Below are 17158 nucleotides of genomic sequence, written 5' to 3' on the forward strand. Positions count from 1 at the left end.
ATGGCGGACGACCCGGCCGTGCACCCGGTCCGGCCGACGCGGCGACCGACCCGCTGGGGTGCGGTCGCCGGGTCGGTCGCGCTGGTCGCCGTGCTGCTGGTCGGCACCGGCGTGGTGGCCTGGCGGGGGCTGGGCGGTCCGGGCGAGGGGGCCGCGGCGGCGGAGCCGGAGTCCGCCGGGGAGTTCGGGGCCGCGGTGTGCGGCGTGGCCGACCCGGACCGCTACGCCGCGCTGGCGGCCGATGCCCCGGTGGCGCAGGTCGACACGGTGGTGGCCGAGCTGGACGATCAGGTGCCGAGCGCGCTGGCGGCGGCGGGGGCCTACCTGGCCGCGCTGAGCGAGGGCGTGGTGTCCCGCTGGACCGAGGACGGCGATCCGCTCGACCCGGCACGGGTGGGGGACGCCGGCAGCTTCGCCCTGAACGCCGACGGCACCGTGCTGGCCGCCACCGGCCCCGGCACCGTCGGCGGGTGGCCGCTGGACGCCGCGGAACCGGCCACCGAGTGGGACCTGTCCGGCCTGGACCGGGGCGAGGTGGCCGCGGTGATCGGCTGGTCCGCGGGCACCGACGCCTGGGCGGCAGTCGCCTTCACCGGGTCGCCCGAGCTGGCCCTGCTACGGCCGGACGGCGAGGTCGACCCGGACGGCCCGCGGATCGAGGTCGGCTGGTATCCCCGGTTCTTCCCGCTGGACGACGGCGGGCTGGTGGTGATGAGCGACGCCGACGAGCAGTCCAGCTCGATCACCCTGACCCGGTACGCCGCGGACGGCACCCCCGGACTGGCGATCACCGGACCGCTGACCACCGGATCCACCAACGGCCGCGCCGCCGCCCTGGATCACCCGACCGGGGTGGTCACCGCGCCGGACGGCGGGCTGCTGCTGGCCGGGCCGACCTGGCGGCTGCTGGAGGTCGGACCGGACGGGGTGTGGCGCCGGATCGCGCTGTCCGGGCAGGGGCAGGGCTCGGCTTTCACCTTCGCCGATCTGACCCCGATGGTCCGCGACGGCTCCGGCACCCTGTTCGTCTCCCCCACCGAGGACGGCCTGAGCCTGAACCGGGTGACCACCGACCAGCTCGACCTGCTGCTGGACGCGCCGGTCACCTGGGACCTGAACCACGCCGCGACGATGGACACCCTGGGCTTCGGCCTGGGACTGAGCAGCACCGCGACCGACGACTACGTCCCGGCCGGCCAGGACCCGGTGGTGACCTTCGACGTCGACCCGGCCTGGGGGCGACTCTCCGGCGACTACCTGCTGCGCTACCGGGTGACCGGCGACCCGACCCAGCCGGTCACGCCGACCGAGGGCACCCTGGACCTGCCGCCCGGCGGCGGCTCGGTCCCGCTGGACCTGCCCGCCGCCGCCCCGGGCCCGTACGAGGTACACGCCGAGCTGGTCGAGGCCGGCACCGGCACCGTCCGCACCGCCACCTGCCTGCGCTACACGATCGGCGCGCCCGGGGCGACCCTGGACCCGGCCGGGCTGGCCGACGGTGCCGACTGGGGCGGTGCGGGGCCGCTGCGCGGAGTGCAGCTGGCCGCCGAGCTCGGGATCGGCAGCCACCGGGTGCAGCTCGACGTCGGCGCCCTGGTCCCCGACCCGGCGGCCCCCGCGAGCGCGACCGGCCTGGACCTGGGCGCGCTGCCCGGCGCGGAGGAGGACGACCCCACCGCCGGGCTGTCCGCCGCGGCCGCCCTGGCCGCGCGCACCGGGGTGCAGCTCTACGTCCAGGTCGGGCAGGGCGGGGAGGCGGAACACGCGGCGGTGGCCGCCGGGACCTGGGGCGACTGGGTCCGGGTGATCGTGCAGGAGCTGCGCCGGGCCGCCCCGGAGCTGCACCTGTGGGCGCCGTGGAACGAGCCGAACAACACCGGCTTCGGCGACGGCGGCGACTACGTGCAGCAGGTGCTGACGCCGTTCGCCGCCGGGGTGCGCGCCGCCGACCCGGACGGCCGGGTGATCGGCGGCAACGCGCTGAACGTGGTGGTCGACTGGTACCGGCAGCTGATCGAGGCCGGCGGCTGCGCGCAGCTGGACGTGATCGGCATCCACCCCTACACCGGCTTCAACCGGTCCTGGCAGGAGGAGGGCGCGGACGGGCCGATCGGGCAGGTCACCGAGCTGCGCGCGGCCCTGGACGCCGAGCCGGCCTGCGCCCGGACCGAGATCTGGGACACCGAGTCCGGCTGGTGGTCGGACGGCCCGGCGAACCACTGGCAACAGGCACAGGACGTCGCCCGGACCCGGCTGTTGATGACCACCCTGGGCGTGACGGAGTGGACCTACTTCTTCAGCGAGGGCGGCTGGGGCGAGGGCGGGTTCTCCTGGTCGCTGATCCAGGTCGGCAGCTTCGTGAAGCCCGGGGCGCTGGCGATGGCCACCGTCGACACCGTGCTGGCCGGGCGGGGCAGCCCCACGGTGGTGGACACCGGCGACGGGGCGGTCACGGCACTGGCCTTCCCGGCGGCGACCGGCGCGGCCCCCACCGCCCGGCAGCCCGGGCCGGACCCGCGCCGGGACCAGCCCGCCCTGGCGGTGTGGACCGCGGACGCGAGCACCACCCTCACCCTCACCGCCGACCACCCCACCACGGTCACGGTCACCGACCTGTACGGCGGGACCCGCACCCTGACCACCGACCAGTCCGGGGTGTCGTTCCCGGTGACCGGTGCGCCGCAGTACCTGACCGCCGACGCCGCCCTGTCGGTGACCGCCGAGCGACCGCTGCTGCCCGGCACGAACCTGCTGGCCGGGGGCACGGTCACCGCCTCCTCGGGCGGCGACCCGGCGGTGCTGGTCACGGCGGCCGGTGCCGAGGCCGACCCGTGGCAGGCCGGGGCCCGCACGGCCGATGGCCCGGACGTCGAACCCTGGGTCCGGGTCGACCTGGACCGGCCCACCGAGCTGAGCCGGGTCACCGTCACCTCGGCCGGGATCCGGTGCTGCACCGCCGGGGTCCGGTCCTACACGGTCGAGGTGCTCGGCACCGACGAGCAGTGGCGGGAGGTGGGTGCGGTGACCGGGGCGTTCGGCGACCGCACCACCGCGGTCGACTTCGAGCCGGTGACCGCCACCGCGATCCGGATCCGGGTGCCCGCCACCACCTCCCGCGGCGTGCGGATCCCCGACCTGAACTACTCCGGCCAGTACGGCGGCCTGCTGCCCGCCTGGGAGCCGGTCGCCGCCGAACCGACCTGGCCGTTGTCCCTGCAACGGCTGTCCGCCTCATGAACCGCCCGACCGGAAGGACACCGACGATGACCCCTCGCGCCACCGTGGGCATCCCCGTCTACAACGGCGAGACCTACCTGCCCGCCGCCCTGGCCTCGGTGCGCGAGCAGGACGAGCTGGAGATCGAGATCGTCATCTCGGACAACGCCTCCACCGACGGCACCGAGGAGATCTGCCGGGCCGCCGCCGCCGAGGACCCGCGGATCCGGTACTACCGGCAGGAGGTGAACCGGGGCGGGGCGTGGAACTTCAACCACCTGGTCGAACTCGCCCGGGCCCCGTACTTCACCTGGGCGGCGGCCGACGACATCCACCGGCCCGCGTTCGTCCGGCGCTGCCTGGAGGTGTTCGCCGACTCCGACCCGGCCACCGTGCTGGTCTACCCGCGCACCCGGATCATCGACGCCGAGGGCCGGATCACCGAGGACCTGAACGACACCGACCTGGCCTGCGACGAGCCCACCGCACACCAGCGGATGGCGCACTTCCTGCGGGCCCAGGCGGCGCACCTGTTCTACGGCCTGCACCGGACCGAGGTGCTGCGCAGCACCCGGGGCATCCGGCCGGTGGTCGGCAACGACCTGGTCCTGCTGGCCGAGCTCGCCTGCCGCGGGCCGTTCGCGCTGGTGCCCGAGCAACTGTTCTGGCAGCGCCGGCACGCCGCCCAGTTCTCCGCGCAGGGCCAGGCCCAGGTCGCCTGGCACGCCCCCGGCGCCTCGGTGCGGTTCGCCTTCCCGCACACCCGGGTGACGGTCGAGTTGCTGCGTGGGGTGGCGAGCTCCGGTCTGCCGGCCGGGGAGCTGGTGCGGTCGCTGGCCACGGTGCCCACCGCCTGGACGCTGCCCCGGTGGCGCGGCCCGGCGGCAGACGTGTGGGCGGCGCTCGGCCTGCAGCCCCGGCACCTGCGCGCGGCGGCCCGGTCATGACCCGCCGCCCGGAGTTGCACCTGCTCACCCCAGGCGACCACTTCTCCCCGCGCACCGGCTCCGCGATCCCGACCGTGGTGGACGGGCTGTGCGCCGCTCTGGGTCCGCTGCCCACCGCCGCGCGCCCCCGGGTGGCGGTGGCCCGGGGCACCTACCCCGATCGGTACCCGAGCGCCGAGCCGGTGGAGTACGACCTGCCCCGGTCGCACCCGGCCGACCGCTACCTGGACGCCGCCGCGGGGCGGATCGGCCTTCCCCGGCCGGGGGTGCGCCGCGGGCTCCGGGCCGCGCTGCGTACCCAGGACCGGATCGACGACGGGGTGGTGCTGGTGCACAACGCCCCGCAGGCGGTGCCGCTGGTCGACCGGCGGCACACCGCGGTGCTGTACGCGCACAACCTGTTGCTGCGCAGCTACACCCGCACCGAGGCCGGGCGGGTGCTGGACCGGGCCGCCGCCGTGGTCTGCGTCAGCGCCGCCCTGGCCCAGCAGACCACCGACCGGCTGCCGTCCTCGCTGCACGACCGGGTGCGGGTGGTGCCGAACGGGGTGGACACCGGCCGGTTCCACCCGCGCGACGACCCGGGCCGGGGCGACCGGCTGCGGGTGCTGTTCGTCGGCCGGATGATCCCGGAGAAGGGCGCCGACGTGCTGGTGGACGCGGTGACCCGGTTGGGCCGGGCGGATCTGGACCTGACCCTGGTCGGCAGCCGGAACTTCGACGCCGCCGCAGGCCCCGGCGGGTACGAGCGCGACCTGGCCCGGGCGGCGGCCGTCCTCGGTGACCGGGCCCGGCTCGTGCCGTTCACCGCCCGGGACGCGGTGGCCGCACTGTTCCGCTCCGCCGACGTGCTGGTGGTGCCCTCCCGGTGGGCCGAGCCGTTCGCGCTGACCGTGCTGGAGGGGATGGCCAGCGGGGTGCCGGTGATCGCCTCGGCGGTCGGGGGCATCCCGGAGGCGATGGGCGGTGCCGGGATCGCGGTCCCGCCGGACGATCCCGCGGCGCTGGCCGACGCCCTGGCCGCCCTGGCCGACGACGAGGGCCACCGGCTCCGGGTCGGCCGCCAGGGACGGGCCCGCGCCGAGGCCGGTGACTGGCGCGCCGCCCGGGACCGGCTCGACCGGGCGGTTTCACCCGCTCCGGTCGGGTGAACGACTGTCCGATTTGTCCTGGATGAGGGGAATGCCCGGCACGATGACTCCCATGCGCGTCCTGCGGATCTCCCACAGCGCGGTCGTCACGGCGTGGCGGGCGCGGGAGCAGGCGCTGCGCGCCGACGGCAACACCGTGCACCTGCTCAGCGCCCGCCGCTGGCCGGAGGGCGGCCGCCCGGTCGACCTGGAACCCTTGCCCGGCGAGGACGTGATCGGCGTGCGCACCCTCGGCCGCCATCCCCAGCTGTTCCTCTACGACCCCCGACCGCTGTGGCGCGCCCTCGGCGAGCCCTGGGACGTGATCGACCTGCACGAGGAGCCGTCCGCACTGGCCACCGCCGAGGTGCTAGCGCTGCGGGCGCTGCGCCGGGTCCGCACGCCCTACGTCCTGTACTCCGCGCAGAACCTGGCGAAGCGGTATCCGCCGCCGTTCCGCTGGTGGGAGCGGTGGGCACTGCGGCACGCCGGGGCGGTCAGCGTGTGCAACGCGGCGGCGGGGCGGGTGCTGCGGGCGAAGGGGCTGCGCGCGCCGATGCGGGTGATCGGGCTGGGGGTCGAGGTGCCGGATGCCGAGCGCGCGGGTGCCGAGCCGTCGCGGACCGGGACGGCCGGGACGGAGACGGCCCCTGGCCTCCCGGGCACCGCGCCGACCGACCCCCATCAAGGCGATATGTCGCCCGGCGGCCCGCGGCTCCGGGTCGGCTATGCGGGCCGCTTCCTCGCCCCGCACAAGGGCATCGCCACCCTGATGGCCGCCGTGGCCGCCGACCCCTGCCTGGACCTGCACCTGGCCGGCGACGGCCCCCAGTCCGCGGAGCTGCACGCCCGGGCCGCCCGCCCCGATCTGGCCGGCCGGGTCACCTTCCACGGTGCGCTGTCCGGCGACGACCTGACCGCGTTCTACCGCTCGCTGGACGTCCTGGCCGTCCCCTCGGTCGCCGCACCGGGCTGGCTGGAACAGTTCGGCCGGGTTGCGGTGGAGGCGATGGCGTTCGGGGTGCCGGTGGTGGTCTCCGACAGCGGCGCGCTGCCCGAGGTGGTCGGTGCCGCCGGGCTGGTCGTGCCACCCGGGGATGCCGATGCCCTGACCGCGGCGCTGCGCCGGGTGCGGGACGAGCCCGGGCTGGCCGCACGGCTGGCGACGGCCGGCCGGCAGCGCGCGCAGCGGTACACCTGGGCGGCGATCGCCGACGAGTACCGGGAGCTGTACGCCCTGGCCCGGGGCGAGAGCTCGCCGGGCAGCACCGCGCCGCGCCCGGATCCGGAGGTGGTGGTGGTCGCCTATGGCGCGCCGGGGCCACTGGCCGCCGCCCTCGCCCCGGTGTCCGGCCGGCTGCCGGTGACCGTGGTGGACAACTCCGGCGACCCGGCGGTGCGCGCGGTCGCCCAGGCCGCCGGCGCCCGCTACCTCGACCCCGGGGCGAACCTCGGTTTCGGCGCCGCGGTGAACCGGGCGCTCGCCGACCCGCTGCGCCCCGGCGCCGACGTGCTGCTGCTCAACCCGGACGCCCGGATCGATCTGGACGGCGTCCGGGCGCTGACCGCCCGGCTGGCGGCGGACCCGCGGCTGGCGGCGGTCGGGCCGGAACAGGTGGACGACCTGGGCGACCCGTCGCGGGTGGTCTGGCCGTTCCCGACCCCGCGCGGGGTGTGGCGGCAGGCGGTCGGACTCGGGCTGCCGGAGCACGCGGAGGGATTCGTGATCGGGTCGGTGCTGCTGCTGCGGGCCGAGGCGCTGGCCGAGGTCGGCGGCTTCGACGAGGCGTTCTTCCTGTATGCGGAGGAGACCGACTGGCAGCGCCGGGCCCGGGCGGCCGGCTGGTCGACGGCGGTGGCGGACGGGGCCTGGGCCCGGCACACCGGCGCAGCGACCAGCACCGACCCGCGGCGCCGGGAGACGCACTTCCACGCCGGCCAGGAGCGCTACCTGCGCAAGCATCACGGCGCGGCGGGCTGGCAGCTCGCCCGGCTCGGGGTGCTGGCCGGGGCGCTGGTCCGCAGCCCACTGCCGGGCGAGACCGGGAGCGCCGCGCGCACCCGGCTCCGGCTGCACCTGCGCGGGCCGGTCCGGGCGGAGGTGGCCCTCGGCGACCCCCGGGCCGAGCGGTCGGCGGTGCTGCCCGCGCTGCCCCCGCGCCGCCCGGTGTCCCCGAGCGGGTCGACGCCGGCCGACGACGTGCCCCTCCCGCACGACCCGGCCACCGGCGACCCGGCCCTGCCCCGGGACCCGATCGCCCCGCGCGGCCCTGTCGCCCCCCGGGACCCGATGGCCCCCCGTGCGCCGATGCCGTCCCGGGACGTGGCATGACCGGCGCCCCCGTGCTGACCCCGGCACCACCTGCCCGCCGCGACCGTCTGCCCGGCCCCGGCCTGCCCGCCCGGATCGCCGTCGCCGCCGGACTCGCGCTGGTGGGCGTGGTGCTGGTGCTCACCACCTCGGTCAACCCCTGGTACACCCTCGGCCTGGGCGGCCTGCTGCTGGTGGTCGCCCTGACCCTGCGCGAGCCGATCGCCCTGCCGGTGCTGGCCATGCCCGCGCTGCTGCTGGTGAACCGGGTGGGCGGGGCGCTGTCGCTGTCGGACTTCGTGCTGTTCGCGGCGTTCTGGCCCGCGCTGCTGTTCGCCCGCCGGCCGTTCAGCCGCCCGATGCGGCACCTGCTGTGGGCGAATGCGTTCTACCAGGCCACCGTGCTGTTCACCGTGATCGCCAACCCCTATGCCGCCAACGCCGTGGAGTGGCTGCACTCCTGGCTGCTGGTGGGCGGGGCGCTGCTGGTCGGTTGGGCGATCGGCGCGGCGGGCCGGGCACGGCTCGCGGTGGGACTGTTCCTGGCCGGTGCCGCGGTCGTCACGGTCGCGGCACTGGCGCAGTTCGCGATCAACCTGGCCGCGGGCAACACCGGCCCGGTCTACCTGAACGAGCCGCTGCTGATGCACAAGAACTACATCGGCTGCGTGCTGGCCTTCGCCGCGGTGGTGGTCTACGCGCGGCCGCGCTGGCTGCGGATGAACAACCTGCTCTGCCTCGGCCTGTTCGGCTTCTTCCTGGCCGGGATCCTGGTGTCGCAGTCCCGGCAGGCGCTGATCGGGCTGGCGGTGGCGATCGCGGTGATCGCGCTGCGCCCGGACCCGACCCGCCGCCGGTCGAAGCTGGTGTTGCTGGCGGTGGCCGCGGCGGCGCTGGTGGTCGGGGTGCTGCTGCAGGACCAGTTGGAGTCCGGCGACCAGCACAACTCGGCGTACCAGCGGCTGATCTGGTTCGGGCAGTCGGTGCGGATCTGGCAGGAGTACCCGGTGTTCGGCGCCGGGCTGCGCTGGTGGTACACCGACCGGTTCTCCGAGCAGTTCCAGCCGCCGAACGCCGAGTTCGAGATGCTGTCCTCCGGCGGGCTGGTCGGGCTGATCGGCTTCCTGGTGATGTTCCTGGTGATGCTGGTGATCCTGTGGCGGGTCGATCGGCGGTTCGGCACCCTCGCCTTCGTCCTGGTGCTGATGCGGTTCGTGCAGGGGCAGTTCGACCTGTTCTGGGTCGCCGCGCAGGTGTCCATCCCGTTCGTGCTGGCCGGGATCTGCCTGGGCGCACAGGAACACGTCCGGCTGCGCCAGACCAGCCAGGCCGACGACGACGCCGGTCACGAGCACCGCGGCTTCGCCCTGACCCCGAGGAACGACCCGTGATCACCCCGGACGTGGTGCACGTGGTCTGCACCGAGGCCTTCGCCGGGGTGGAGCGCTACGTCAGCACCCTGGCCCGGTGCCAGGACCGGCGCGGCGCCCGGGTGCTGGTGCTCGGCGGCGACCCGGCCCGGATGCCGGACGAACTCGCCGGGTCCGGGGTCGGCTGGCAGCCCGCGCCGACCTGGCGCCGGGCGGCGACCGGTCTGCGGTCACTGCGGCCCGGGGTGGTGCACGCACACATGACCGCCGCCGAGCTGGCCGCGGTGCTGGCCGCCCGCGCCCCGGTGGTGGCCACCCGGCACTTCGCCGAGCGACGGGGTTCGTCACCGGCCGCGCGGGTGGTGGGCCGGGCGGTGACCGCACGGATCGACGCCCAGGTGGCGATCAGCCGGTTCGTCGCCGACCGGGTGGAGGGGCCGAGCGTGGTCGCCCATCCCGGCGTGCCGACCATCCCGGCCCCGGCCCGGCCCGCCGACCGGGAGCCGGTGGTGCTGATCGCCCAGCGGCTGGAGGCGGAGAAACGCACCGACCTGGGGCTGCGGATCTGGGCCGCCTCCGGACTGGGCGACCGGGGCTGGCGGCTCCGGATCGCCGGCGACGGGGCGCTGCGCCCGGAGCTGGAGGCAATGGCCGCCCGGCTCCGGATCGACGGCAGTGTGGAGTTCCTGGGCGCGCGCACCGACGTCGACCACCTGCTGTCCACGGCGGGCATCCTGTTCGCCCCGCGCCCGGACGAGCCCTACGGCCTGTCGGTGGTGGAGGCGATGGCGCACGGGGTGCCGGTGGTGGCCGGTGCCGGGGGTGGCCACAGCGAGACCGTCGGCAGCGTGCCGGGCGGCGTGCTGGTCCCCGCGGAGGATGTCGCCGCCGCGGGCCGGATGCTGGCCGACCTGGCCGCCGACCCCGACCGCCGCGCGGTGTACGGAGCCGCCCTGCGCGCCGCCCAGCAACAGCACTTCGACCTGGCCGGGCACGCCGACGCGGTCGCCGCGGTCTACCAGGAGGTCCGCCGATGAGCCTGACCCGCCCCGCCCGTCCGGCGGCCGCCACTCGGCACGACCTGGTGGTGATCTCGCTGGAGCCCTGGGACGAGGTCTGGCGGCGCAACCAGCACCTGATCGCCGGGCTGCTGCAGGAGGACCCCGGCCTGCACGTGCTGTTCGTGGAACCACCGGTGGACCACCTGCACGACCTGCGCCGGGGCGTCCCGCTCACCCTGGGCCGGCGGCTGCGCGCCCTGGCGGACACCGACGGCGCACCCGGCGGCCGGGCCTGGGCCTACCGCCCGACCAAGTGGTGGCCCCGCCGGCTGGCCCCCGGTGCGGACGCCCGCCGTGCCGCCGCGGTGGCCCGGGTGGCCCGCCGCCTGGGGATGCCGGACCCGGTGCTCTGGGTCAACGACCCGGATGGCGCCGCCGTGCTGCGCTCCACCGGCTGGCGCTCGCTGTACGACATCACCGACGACTGGCTGCGCGCCGACCGCGAGCCCGCCGAGCACCGCCGGACCCGGGCGAACGAGGACCTGCTGCTCGCCGACTGCACCGAGGTGGTGGTCTGCTCCCCCGCCCTCGCCCGCAGCAAGGGCGCCGGTGCCGGCCGGGAAGTCACGCTGGTGACCAACGCCGTGGACCTGCCCGCCTACCGCACCCCGGCACACCGGCCGGGCGACCTGCCGGAGGGCGACTACGCGGTCTACGTGGGCACCCTGCACCCGGACCGGCTGGACCTGGAGGCCTGCCTGCGCCTGGCGACCGCCCTGCGCGGCGCCGGTGCGCACCTGGTGCTGGTCGGCCCGGCGCTGCTGGACCCGCTGGACCTGACCCGGCTGGAGGTGGCCGGGGCGGTGTTGCTCGGCCCCCGGCCGGCCTCGGTGGTGCCCGCCTACCTGCAGCACGCGGCGGTGCTGGTGGTGCCGCACCGGGTCGACGACTTCACCGACTCGCTGGACCCGATCAAGCTCTACGAGTACCTGGCGGTGAACCGACCGATCGTGAGCACCCCGGTCGCCGGGTTCCGTGAGCAGCCGGCCGAGCGGGTGGTGACCGCCTCCCCGCAGCAACTGCCGGAGGCGGTGGTCCGGGTGCTCAACGCGCCGCCGGTGCCGCCGCCGCCGAGCTGGTCGGACCGGGTGCAGCAGATGCGCGAGGTCCTCGACCGCGTGCGCTCCGCTCCCACACCGCGGTGAGCGCCGCGGCGGTCGCCGCCACCGGGTAATCCCGCCGCACCTCCGCCCAGGCCCGCCGGGCCCGGTCGCCCGCGGCGCGCTGGTCGTCCAGCACCCGGCCGACCGCCGCCGCCAGCCCCGCCACGTCCCCGGCGCCGACCAGCTCACCGCGCGGCGCACCGTCGTCCGGGCGCACGATCTCGTCCACCCCGCCGCCGGAGGTCGCCACCACCGGCACCCCCCGGGCCATCGCCTCGGCCACCACCTGGCCGAAGGGCTCGGGCACCGGTGAGGCGTGCACCATCACGCTCAGCCGGTCCAGCTCCGCGCCGGGGTCGGCCACCCAGCCGGTGAACTCCACCCGGCCGGCCAGCACCGGGTCCTGGGCGGCGGCCCGGACCCGGTCGGCGTACTCCTGCTCGGCGAACAGTGCCGCCCCGATCACCCGGAACCGCAGCTGCGGGTACCGGCCGGCCAGCAGCCGGGCCGCCGCCAGGAACTCCAGCTGCCCCTTGGTCGGGCTGATCCGCCCGGCGATCCCCACCACCGGCGGCTCCGGCGGCACCCGGCCGGCCGGGTCGGGCCCGATCTGCTCGGGCGCCAACCCCGGGTGGGCCAGGGTCCAGCGCCGCAGCGGCAGCAGGGTGTCCGCGGTGGCCCGGGAGTTCACCACCACCTCGGTCACCGCCCGCCGGGCCAGCAGCCGCAGCACCCGCACCACCGGCCCCGGCAGGTAGTCGGCGGCGATCCGGTCGTGCACATGCCAGACCACCGGGCGGCCCGCCAACCGCCCGGCGAGCAGCCCGATCAGGTCCGCCTTCAGCGACGTGGTGTGCACCACCTGCGCGCCGCGCAGCTCCCGGCGCAGCCGCCACACGAACGGCAACGTCCGCGCCGCCGACCGGAGCGCCGCGACCCGCCCGGCGGCGTGCCGGTCACTGGTCGCCACCCGCGGGTCGAGCGGCAGCACCCGCACCCGCACCCCGGCCGCCGTCAGCAGCCCCACCAGTGGCCCGTCCGCGAACAGCACCACCGTCAGGTCCACCCGTGCCGGATCGAGCGCGGCGCAGGTGCGCAGCAGGGCGAGTTCCGCGCCGCCGGTCTGGGCGGTGTGGTCCAGCACCACCACCCGGACGGGGGTCATGGCCGGGGCGCGAAGAACGACGCCGAACGACCGCGGCCACGCCGGGACCCGGCGGCCACCGGCTCGGGCACGACCGGGGTCTCCTCCCCGTCCGCCGGGGTGGTCCGCACCGCCCCCGCCCGCTCGGCCTGACCGGGGGTGGTCCGGTCCTCGGCGGGCTCGACCGGTTCGGCGGGTTCGGGCGTGGCCCGGTCCGTGGCGGGTTCGGACCCGGCCCGGCCCACCGTCGCAGGTCCGGCCTTGGCCCGGCCCGCCGCCGCGGGGTCGGATGTCGCCCGGTCCGCCGGGGACGGTTCGGATGTCGCCGGCCCCGCCGCGGGTTCGGACGCGCCCCGATCCGCCGCCCCACGCTCGGGCTTGGCCCGGCCCGCCGCCGCAGGTTCGGCGGCGGACCGCTCCCCGCCGTCGCCGGGCACGGTCCGGTCCGACCCGCTCGCTGCGGCGTCCTCCGGCTCCGCCTCGCCCTGCCGGTCGCCCTCGGCAGCCTCACCGCCGGCCGGTTCCTCCGCCGCCCCGGCGAAGGCGTAGGTCGCCTCGTACCCGGCCTGCCGCCCCGCCGCGCCGTCCAGGCTGAGCCCGAGCAGCCGCGCGTTGGCGGCGCGCAGCCGGTCGGCGGACTCCTCCACCGACCCGATCCGGGTGTGCCCGACCGTGGCGGCCAGCAGCACCCCGTCGGCGTGCCCGCCCAGGATGGTGGCGTCCGCAGCGACCAGCATCGGCGGGGCGTCGATGATCACCACGTCGGCGGCGGCGCGCAGGGCGGTGATCAGCCCGTGCACCCGGTCGCTGGCCAGGAAGTCCGCCGGGTCCAGCTCGGTGTGCAGCGCCGGGTGCACCGCCAGGTGCGGGATCGAGGTCGCCTCCGCCCCGGCCTCCGCCACCGCGTCGGACACCGTGCCCTCCGGGTCCACCGGCAGCAGCGCGTTCAGCCGGGGCTGGCGCAGGTCGCCGGAGAGCACGACCACGCTGCGGCCGGACAGCGCCCAGGAGGCGGCCAGGTTCGCCGCGACGAACGACCGGGGTGTGTCCAGGTCGGCGGAGGTCACCACGATCACCGCACTGCCGGACTCGTTCTCCACCGCGGCCTGGAGCGCGGTGCGCAGTTCCCGGACCGACCGGGTGTAGGCGGTGGCCTCCCGGGTCGCCACCGGCAGCACCGACTCCGACTCCCAGGTCCGCAGGGCGGCGGCGGTGCCGGACAGCCGGGCCAGCACCGGGGCGGAGGCGGCGCGGCGAGCGGCTCCGGCGGTGCGGACCCGGGTGTCCAGGCCGCGGCGCAGCACCGCCAGCGCGATGCCGACCAGCAGGCCGGCCAGGGCGGCGATCGCGTACACCAGGGAGTCGGGCATGCTGATCAGTTGCGCGCTGACCGCGTTCTGCAGCAGCCCGGCCGGGCTGGCCAGCACGGTGGCCTGCGCCTGCTGGGCGGCCAGGGTCTGGTACTGGTCCATGCTGGCCGCGTACTGCGCCTCCAGCAGCCCGTCGACCGGAGCGGTGGTGGTGCCGGTGGTACCCGAGGCCGCGGCGGCCGCCGCCCGGGCGGTGGTGATCGACTTCTGCTGCTGGTCGATGGTGGCGGCCAGCGCGTCCAGCCGCTCCTGCATCCCGGCCAGGTCCTCGTCGAACTGCGCCTGCAGCGCGTCGACATAGGCGGCGGCCATCGCGTTGGCGGTGTCCACCGTGTCGCCGGGGTCGGTGCCGGTGGCGTCCACCACCACGTCGTTCGGGTTGTCGGTGACGTACTCGGCGGTGGTGGCGGCCGCCAGGTCACGCCCGTCCGCGCCGCCACCCAGCTGGTCGGCCGCGGCATCGGCGACCTGGTCGGAGGTGACCAGGCTGGGGTCCGCCTCCACCCGGACCCCGGCCTCCGCCAGGGTCTCCGCATCGACGATGTGCACGGTGGCCTCCGCCGCGTAGCGGGGTTCCTGTCCGGACACGTAGAACCAGGCCCCGGCGCCGGCGGCGACCAGGGAGACCAGCACCAGCCACTTGCCGAACCAGATGGTCCGGAGCATCTCCTGCAGGGTCATCGCGTCTCCTCGGGGTGTTCGGGGGCCGGCGCTGCGACGACGGCAGGGGTCAGGTCGGGGGTGCGGCCGAGTTCGGCGTCGGCGACCGCGTGCAGCCGCGCGACGAACCGGGGCAGGCCGAAGGTCTCCGCATGGGCGCGGAGCAGGTCGGCGTCCCATCGCCGGGTCAGGGTCCGGTCGATCGCCTCCGCCACGTCCTCGGCCACCGGGGAGTCGAAGAACTCGCCGGTCACCCGGTCACGGACGGTGTCCAGGTAGCCGCCGTCGCGCAGCACCACACTCGGGCGGCCGAAGGCGGCGGCCTCCAGCGGCGACAGGCCGTAGTCCTCGTAGGAGGCGGCGACCAGGGCGGCGCAGTTCCGGTACAGCCAGCGCAGCTGCGGGTCGTCCACCCGCCCGGCGAGCAGCACCCGCGGCAGGTCGGCCACCCGCTGTGCCAGGGCGGCCCTGGCCGGTCCGTCGCCGACCACCACCAGCCGCGCCCCGGGTGTCCGGCGCACCGCCTCGATCACCACGTCCACGTTCTTGTACGGCAGCAACCGGGCGACGCAGAGCAGGAAGCCGGGCTCCACCCCGGGTGGCGCCAGCTCCGGGCCGGCGGGCAGCATCGCCGGGGGCGGCGGCAGCACCTCGGCCTCGATGCCATACACCTCCCGGACCGCGCGGGCGGTGACGGTGGAGTTGGCCAGGTACCGGTCGGCGGTGGCGGCGGCCCGCCGGTCCCAGTCGCGCAGCCCCGGGGCCAGCACCCCCAGCGCCCGGGCCATCGCCCACTGCTTCGCCCCGCCGTCCCGGCCGAGGTACCGCTCGCCCTGGTACAGCCAGCGCGCCGGGGCGTGGCAGTAGACCACCTTGCGGCCGGTCACCGGGAAGCCGTGCGCCCAGCCGGTCGAGGAGGCCAGCACCAGCTCGGCGTCGATCGGGGTGCGGTCCACCGCCCGGGCGAGCAGCGGCAGCGCCAGCCGGTGCGAGCGGCGCAGGGCGCGGAACTGGTTCAGCCCGGTGGTGCGCAGGTCCAGCCGGCCGAACTCCGGGAAGGTCCCCTCGGGGTGGTGCAGCGTGGTGAACATCGGCGCCCCGGGGAACGCCCCGGCCATCATCAGCGCCACCCGCTCGGCACCCCCGCGCTGGGTGGCGTAGTCGTGGGCCAGCGCGATCTCAGCGCCCGCCATGCCCGCTCACCACCACACCGAGCGTCCGCCACAGGATCATCAGGTCGAAGGCGATCGACCAGTTCTCCACGTAGCGCAGGTCGAGTTTGACCGCGTCCTCCCAGGCGAGGTCGGCCCGGCCGCTGATCTGCCACAGCCCGGTCAGCCCGGGCTTGACCAGCAGGCGGCGCCGGGCGGACTCGCGGTACTGCACCACCTCGTGCGGCAGCGGCGGGCGGGGTCCGACCAGCGCCATGTCGCCGCGCACCACGTTGATCAGCTGCGGCAGCTCGTCCAGGGAGTGCCGGCGCAGGAAGTGCCCGATCCGGGTGATCCGGGGGTCGTGGTCCAGCTTGAACAGCGGGCCGTCGGCCTGGTTGACCGCGCGCAGCTCGGCCAGCCGCTGTTCGGCATCCACCACCATGCTGCGGAACTTGAGCATGGAGAACTCCTCGCCCTCCTTGCCCACCCGGGTCTGCCGGAACAGCACCGGGCCGCGGCTGGTCAGCTTCACCGCCACCGCGATCACCAGCAGCAGCGGGGCCAGCAGCACCAGCCCACCCAGTGCGGCGGCGGTGTCGAAGGCCCGCTTGGCGACGATCCGGGACCGGCGGGACTCGGCCGCGTTGACGTGGATCAGCGACAGCCCGGCGGTCGGCTCCAGGCTGACCCGCGGGCCGAAGACCTCCACGATCCCCGGGGCGACCACCAGCTCGGTCCGGGTGCGCTGCAGGGCCCAGGACAACCGGCGCAGTGCCTGGCCGGACAGCTCGGAGCCGGTGACGATCACCACGTCGAACCGGCCGTCCACCGCCACCTGCACCACGTCGGAGACCGTGCCGAGCACCGGCACGTCGATCCCGGGCAGCGGCCCGTCGGAGGAGGGCAGGCAGACCCCGGCGATCCGGTAGCCGTACTGCGGCAGGCCGCGCAGGTCCTCGACTACCCCGGTGATCGACCCGGCGTCGCCGACCACCAGCGTCCGGCGCATCGACTCCCCGGCGGCCCGGCGCTTGTGCAGCGCCCGGCGCGCGATGTGCCGGGCCACGATCAGCACCAGCACCACCAGCGGCAGCGCGGCGAACACGATGGTCCGCGGGACGTCGACGTCGGCGCCGACCGCCAGCAGCGCCAGGCCGGCGGCGGTGAGCACCCCACCCCGGATCACGGCCTCGAACTCCAGGTGCCCGTCACCGATCACCTGCCGGTCGTAGCCGCGCTCGACCGCAGCCATCGCGACGAACAGCAGGCCGATCAGCAGCCCCCAGCTGAGCTGGAGCAGGCTCACGCCGTGCAGCGCGAACAGCAGCAGGGTCGGGATGCCGGTGGCCAGCACCAGGTCCCGGGCCAGGGTCTCGACCTGGTAGCTGGTGTGCTGGCTGCGCCAGTCGGAGGGCTCGGCGCCGGGCAGCGGGGCGTGGAACGGCTTGTCCGACGCCCAGGACAGGCGGGGGCCGCGGGTGGCCCGGCGCCGGTCGGCAGCCGTGGCGCCGTCGACCGGCACTCCCCCGGGCGGGGTCTCCACCGCGGTGAACCGGACGGCAGCAGGATCGGCTGCATCGCGCGGGGAGCGCGGCACGTCCGGATCGTCGAGCAGACTCATGGGTCCCCCTGTGCCTCGGTGTCGCCGCGAGGCTATATCAGCGGGTTTGTCCCAGTCCGCCCTATCTGTCC

General features: G+C 76.2%; 11 protein-coding genes. 7 read left to right on the forward strand and 4 right to left on the reverse strand.

Annotation, left to right across the window (positions count from 1 at the left end):
- The 7 genes from HGA03_RS01060 to HGA03_RS19220 are packed head-to-tail and all read left to right on the forward strand — an operon-like array spanning position 1 to position 11180.
- Positions 1-3237, forward strand: coding sequence for a discoidin domain-containing protein (locus tag HGA03_RS01060; RefSeq protein ID WP_168628367.1), 3237 nt, complete (start codon positions 1-3; stop codon positions 3235-3237).
- 26 nt (positions 3238-3263) lie between these two features.
- Positions 3264-4163 (forward strand): glycosyltransferase family 2 protein, encoded by a 900-nt coding sequence (locus HGA03_RS01065; protein WP_168628368.1) that lies wholly within the window; start codon positions 3264-3266, stop codon positions 4161-4163.
- The gene (locus tag HGA03_RS01070; protein WP_168628369.1) at positions 4160-5314 is read left to right on the forward strand and encodes a glycosyltransferase family 4 protein; all 1155 of its coding nucleotides are present in this window, start codon (positions 4160-4162) and stop codon (positions 5312-5314) included. The genes HGA03_RS01065 and HGA03_RS01070 overlap by 4 nt, the downstream gene beginning before the upstream one ends.
- Before the next feature lie 52 nt (positions 5315-5366).
- The gene (locus tag HGA03_RS01075; protein ID WP_168628370.1) at positions 5367-7625 is read left to right on the forward strand and encodes a glycosyltransferase; all 2259 of its coding nucleotides are present in this window, start codon (positions 5367-5369) and stop codon (positions 7623-7625) included.
- Complete coding sequence (locus tag HGA03_RS01080; protein ID WP_168628371.1) at positions 7622-8995, forward strand: O-antigen ligase family protein; 1374 nt, start codon at positions 7622-7624, stop codon at positions 8993-8995. Before HGA03_RS01075 ends, HGA03_RS01080 begins: the two co-directional genes overlap by 4 nt.
- Positions 8992-10011, forward strand: a complete 1020-nt coding sequence (locus HGA03_RS01085; protein ID WP_168628372.1) for a glycosyltransferase family 4 protein — start codon at positions 8992-8994, stop codon at positions 10009-10011. Before HGA03_RS01080 ends, HGA03_RS01085 begins: the two co-directional genes overlap by 4 nt.
- Entirely contained in the window at positions 10008-11180 is a 1173-nt protein-coding gene (locus HGA03_RS19220) for a glycosyltransferase (RefSeq protein ID WP_168628373.1), read from the forward strand. Before HGA03_RS01085 ends, HGA03_RS19220 begins: the two co-directional genes overlap by 4 nt.
- Here the strand turns inward: HGA03_RS19220 and HGA03_RS01095 are convergent.
- From HGA03_RS01095 to HGA03_RS01110, 4 genes are read right to left on the reverse strand one after another with little or no spacing between them, the layout of a single operon-like run.
- Entirely contained in the window at positions 11080-12303 is a 1224-nt protein-coding gene (locus tag HGA03_RS01095) for a glycosyltransferase (protein WP_168628374.1), read from the reverse strand. The two genes, HGA03_RS19220 and HGA03_RS01095, sit on opposite strands and share 101 nt — an antisense overlap.
- Positions 12300-14333, reverse strand: a complete 2034-nt coding sequence (locus HGA03_RS01100) for a Wzz/FepE/Etk N-terminal domain-containing protein (protein WP_168628375.1) — start codon at positions 14331-14333, stop codon at positions 12300-12302. Before HGA03_RS01100 ends, HGA03_RS01095 begins: the two co-directional genes overlap by 4 nt.
- The gene (locus tag HGA03_RS01105; protein ID WP_168628376.1) at positions 14330-15505 is read right to left on the reverse strand and encodes a glycosyltransferase; all 1176 of its coding nucleotides are present in this window, start codon (positions 15503-15505) and stop codon (positions 14330-14332) included. Before HGA03_RS01105 ends, HGA03_RS01100 begins: the two co-directional genes overlap by 4 nt.
- The gene (locus tag HGA03_RS01110; RefSeq protein WP_168628377.1) at positions 15492-17087 is read right to left on the reverse strand and encodes a sugar transferase; all 1596 of its coding nucleotides are present in this window, start codon (positions 17085-17087) and stop codon (positions 15492-15494) included. The genes HGA03_RS01105 and HGA03_RS01110 overlap by 14 nt, the downstream gene beginning before the upstream one ends.
- Positions 17088-17158 lie beyond the last annotated feature (71 nt).

Source organism: Cellulomonas denverensis (genome assembly GCF_012396125.1).
Taxonomy (GTDB): domain Bacteria; phylum Actinomycetota; class Actinomycetes; order Actinomycetales; family Cellulomonadaceae; genus Cellulomonas; species Cellulomonas denverensis.

What these genes read in the sequence shown, in the direction of transcription:
- HGA03_RS01060 (WP_168628367.1), top strand. Translation starts at nt 1, where the DNA reads ATGGCGGACGACCCGGCCGTGCACCCGGTCCGGCCGACGCGGCGACCG.
- HGA03_RS01065 (WP_168628368.1), top strand. Translation starts at nt 3,264, where the DNA reads ATGACCCCTCGCGCCACCGTGGGCATCCCCGTCTACAACGGCGAGACC.
- HGA03_RS01070 (WP_168628369.1), top strand. Translation starts at nt 4,160, where the DNA reads ATGACCCGCCGCCCGGAGTTGCACCTGCTCACCCCAGGCGACCACTTC.
- HGA03_RS01075 (WP_168628370.1), top strand. Translation starts at nt 5,367, where the DNA reads ATGCGCGTCCTGCGGATCTCCCACAGCGCGGTCGTCACGGCGTGGCGG.
- HGA03_RS01080 (WP_168628371.1), top strand. Translation starts at nt 7,622, where the DNA reads ATGACCGGCGCCCCCGTGCTGACCCCGGCACCACCTGCCCGCCGCGAC.
- HGA03_RS19220 (WP_168628373.1), top strand. Translation starts at nt 10,008, where the DNA reads ATGAGCCTGACCCGCCCCGCCCGTCCGGCGGCCGCCACTCGGCACGAC.
- HGA03_RS01095 (WP_168628374.1), bottom strand. Translation starts at nt 12,303, where the DNA reads ATGACCCCCGTCCGGGTGGTGGTGCTGGACCACACCGCCCAGACCGGC.
- HGA03_RS01100 (WP_168628375.1), bottom strand. Translation starts at nt 14,333, where the DNA reads ATGACCCTGCAGGAGATGCTCCGGACCATCTGGTTCGGCAAGTGGCTG.
- HGA03_RS01105 (WP_168628376.1), bottom strand. Translation starts at nt 15,505, where the DNA reads ATGGCGGGCGCTGAGATCGCGCTGGCCCACGACTACGCCACCCAGCGC.
- HGA03_RS01110 (WP_168628377.1), bottom strand. Translation starts at nt 17,087, where the DNA reads ATGAGTCTGCTCGACGATCCGGACGTGCCGCGCTCCCCGCGCGATGCA.